This is a genomic window from Mesorhizobium sp. M7A.F.Ca.US.002.01.1.1 (genome assembly GCF_004022955.1).
GTDB classification, from domain to species: domain Bacteria; phylum Pseudomonadota; class Alphaproteobacteria; order Rhizobiales; family Rhizobiaceae; genus Mesorhizobium; species Mesorhizobium ciceri.
The window spans coordinates 1-2675 of sequence record NZ_RZQE01000649.1; the positions used below are offsets into that span (position 1 = coordinate 1).

At 59.9% G+C, this 2675-nt stretch carries 1 protein-coding gene and 2 pseudogenes; 1 reads left to right on the forward strand and 2 read right to left on the reverse strand.

Translation table 11 applies throughout. The features are described from left to right. Positions 1–80 precede the first annotated feature (80 nt). On the reverse strand, positions 81–221 hold the full coding sequence (locus EN932_RS39830) for an entericidin A/B family lipoprotein (RefSeq protein WP_032809501.1): 141 nt from the start codon (positions 219–221) through the stop codon (positions 81–83). A gap of 685 nt (positions 222–906) precedes the next feature. Here EN932_RS39830 and EN932_RS33495 point away from each other — a divergent pair. Then, positions 907–1572 (forward strand): annotated as a pseudogene (locus tag EN932_RS33495) (OB-fold nucleic acid binding domain-containing protein); the annotation flags it as partial. An 85-nt stretch (positions 1573–1657) separates the two neighbouring features. On the opposite strand, the pseudogene EN932_RS33500 reads toward EN932_RS33495, so the two are convergent. Then, positions 1658–2389 (reverse strand): annotated as a pseudogene (locus tag EN932_RS33500) (alpha/beta hydrolase). Between the last annotated feature and the right edge of the window lie 286 nt (positions 2390–2675).

Here is a 2675-nt window from a genome sequence, read left to right on the forward strand (position 1 = left end):
ATCCTGCTGCGCAAGATCGATCGGCAGCGCTCCGATCACGCGGCCCGTTGTCTTCTCGGTAACCGTGACGGTCCTCTGCATCATGGTTTGTTGACCGTGTCGTCGACTGCGTTGGCCGTTGCCTTGACGTCCCGGCCGACGCCTCGGACGGTGTTGGCGCAGGCCGCAAGGGCAAAGGCACAGGCAAGAATGACAATCGGTGTGATGCGTAGCAGTTTCATGGACGGGTTCTCCTATTTGTGATTATCAAGTCCGCTTTGCCGTAGCGCACCTGTAACCGCCATCACCTTGTTGTGGGGGCCGCTCCATCTGGGTTGTCAAAGGGCGTTGCGATGGTCGTCCCACCAGAGCCAGTATCACAGCCAGGAACGGAAGGCCGATCAGCGGTGGTGCGTAGACAACGTACGCTGGGCGGGCATTCTTCATCGCCCATGTAGCACCATTTGTCGGTCAGGACCTAATCCACCTTAAAATGCCGATGCGCCTCTATTCTTCACATCGCCGACTTCCTGCACCACCGTGGCAAGCGATTCCTTCTATAGGAAACAGCCATGATTTTCCGCACCCCGACGGCAACACGACAACCTCGTTTGAGCGATAGCTAAGCGGCGGCAACTAGGTTGTGGCGCTGGCCAGGATAACGGAGGGTTGAGGGCAAGAGCGGTGACGAACGCCACGCGTCGCGATCCGGTGCGAACCAGCGGGCGAAGAACTTCGGTCGCGTTGGACGGCAAACTGGCACTCCAGATTGAGGGCTGTCCTGTCGAATTTGACCAAGACTTAGCCAGCCTTCCCAAATCCGGGAACGATGTTAGGGGGAGAGCGCTACATCGCAGGGGCCGACTATTGGGCGCGTCTTTTGCTACCGCCGGCATGCAGCGTGAGCAGTCGTGATCGATCGCAGCGGCACTCCGCGACGAGCCGCTGCCACTGTTTGCGGCGGCCTCCGGCAGCGAGCAGCGGACGGTATCGGAGATCCAGGAGCCCGTTGTCGCGCTGCGTGCGATGACCGCCGGCGGGCGAAGTGGTCGAGGACTACGGGCATGTTGGACTGACCCTGCGCGACCATCCTGTTTCGTTCCTGCGCGCCGACCTGGGCGCAAGCGCATCGTCTCGTGTCGTGAGGCCATGCAGGCGCGCGACGGCCAATGGCGGGAGGCAGCAGGCCTCGTGCTGGTCCGCCAACGACCTGGCTCGGCCAAGGGCGTCATGTTCATTACGATCGAGGATGAGACCGGCATCGCCAATCTAGTGGTGTGGGTCAAGGTCTTCGAAAAATATCGCAGGGTCGTGCTCGGCGCCGGCATGATCGGCGTCTATGGGCGCATTCAGCGGGAGGGCGAGGTGGTTCATCTTGTCGCTCATCGTTTGAGCGATCTTTCCGCCGATCTGGCCAGCGTTGGCGATCGAGATGCTGCGTTCCCTTTGCCGCATGGGCGCGGCGATGAGTTCCATCACGGCAGCCCAACGCCAGACCCGCGCGGCATGCCGAAAGGACCGGGGCCGAGGAACATCATCGATCCCTATCTGCACATCGACCAGATCAAGGTGAAGACGCGGGATTTCAAATAGGGCGGTGCAAGAACGAGTCTGCCGAACAATGGCTGGGTTCGTCGATACGCATAAGCGATCGCTCAATCGGTGCTTCTGTCATTTTTCAGAGAAAGGCCTTGAACGCTGCTGCGAGAGCGGTGGGATTTTCTTCGGCGACATGGTGCCCGCTCTTGATTCCGTAGCCCCCCACGTCGTCGGCCCGGTGCTTCCAGATGGCAACCGGATCGCCATAGATCTGCTCCAAGTCGTCGTCGAGCGACCAAAGGCAGAGCATCGGACAGTGCACCTTCCTGCCGTCATCTCGGTCTTCGCGGTCGTGGCGATGGTCGATCCTGATACCTGCGCGGCAGTCTTCGACCATGCCATGGACGATGGCGGGATCGTGGATGAATGAAACCAATTCGTCATAGGCATCGTGTCCCATCTCATCTGGCCGCAAGGCGCTGTACCATGCCATCGGGTCTGCAAGGATGGCCCGTTCCGGCTTCTCGGGTTGAGCAAAGAAGAACCAGTGGTACCAATCGCGGGCAAAGTTCCAGTCGGCCCGTTCCAGATGCTCGATAACTGGCAATCCATCCACGGCAATCAGTTTCGCACCAGGTTGGGATGGTCCATCGCCATTCTGAAAGCGACCAGACTTCCACGATCATTGCCCGGCGACGAAGAAACTATGGTGGCCCAAGCTTGCTGACAGCAAGTCCGCGACCTGGCCCCAAGTCATATGCGTGCGAGGATGGCCATGGATCAGAAGCAGAGGCGGCCCAGATCCGCCATGCCGAAGCCTTATCGGCTCGCCCTCGGTTTCCAACATTTCAAGCACGAAGTTGTCGAACATCTGCCATCCTCAAAAATGGGCGGTTGTCGGTTTGAAGAACTCCTTGAGCATGGATTGGTTCGGGACGTGCCAATCGCGACCGCAGATGGTTTCGGCTCCCGGTTAGCTTTCGCTCAGGGCACATTCTGGACGCGAATGGCTAGACGGATTTAACGGAGCAGGCCCTCGTCGTCGAACGCGTTCCAGCCCTTCAACTTGGGCCGGGGAGCGTCATCTCTGGGGTCATTCCCGGCACCGCGAACCTTCTCGCTACCCTTTCCCGCCCGCGTCAGGGCAGCCTTGCCGG

Bases quoted from the DNA above. Each gene is read 5' to 3' on its own strand.
- EN932_RS39830 (WP_032809501.1), bottom strand. From the start codon at position 221: ATGAAACTGCTACGCATCACACCGATTGTCATTCTTGCCTGTGCCTTT.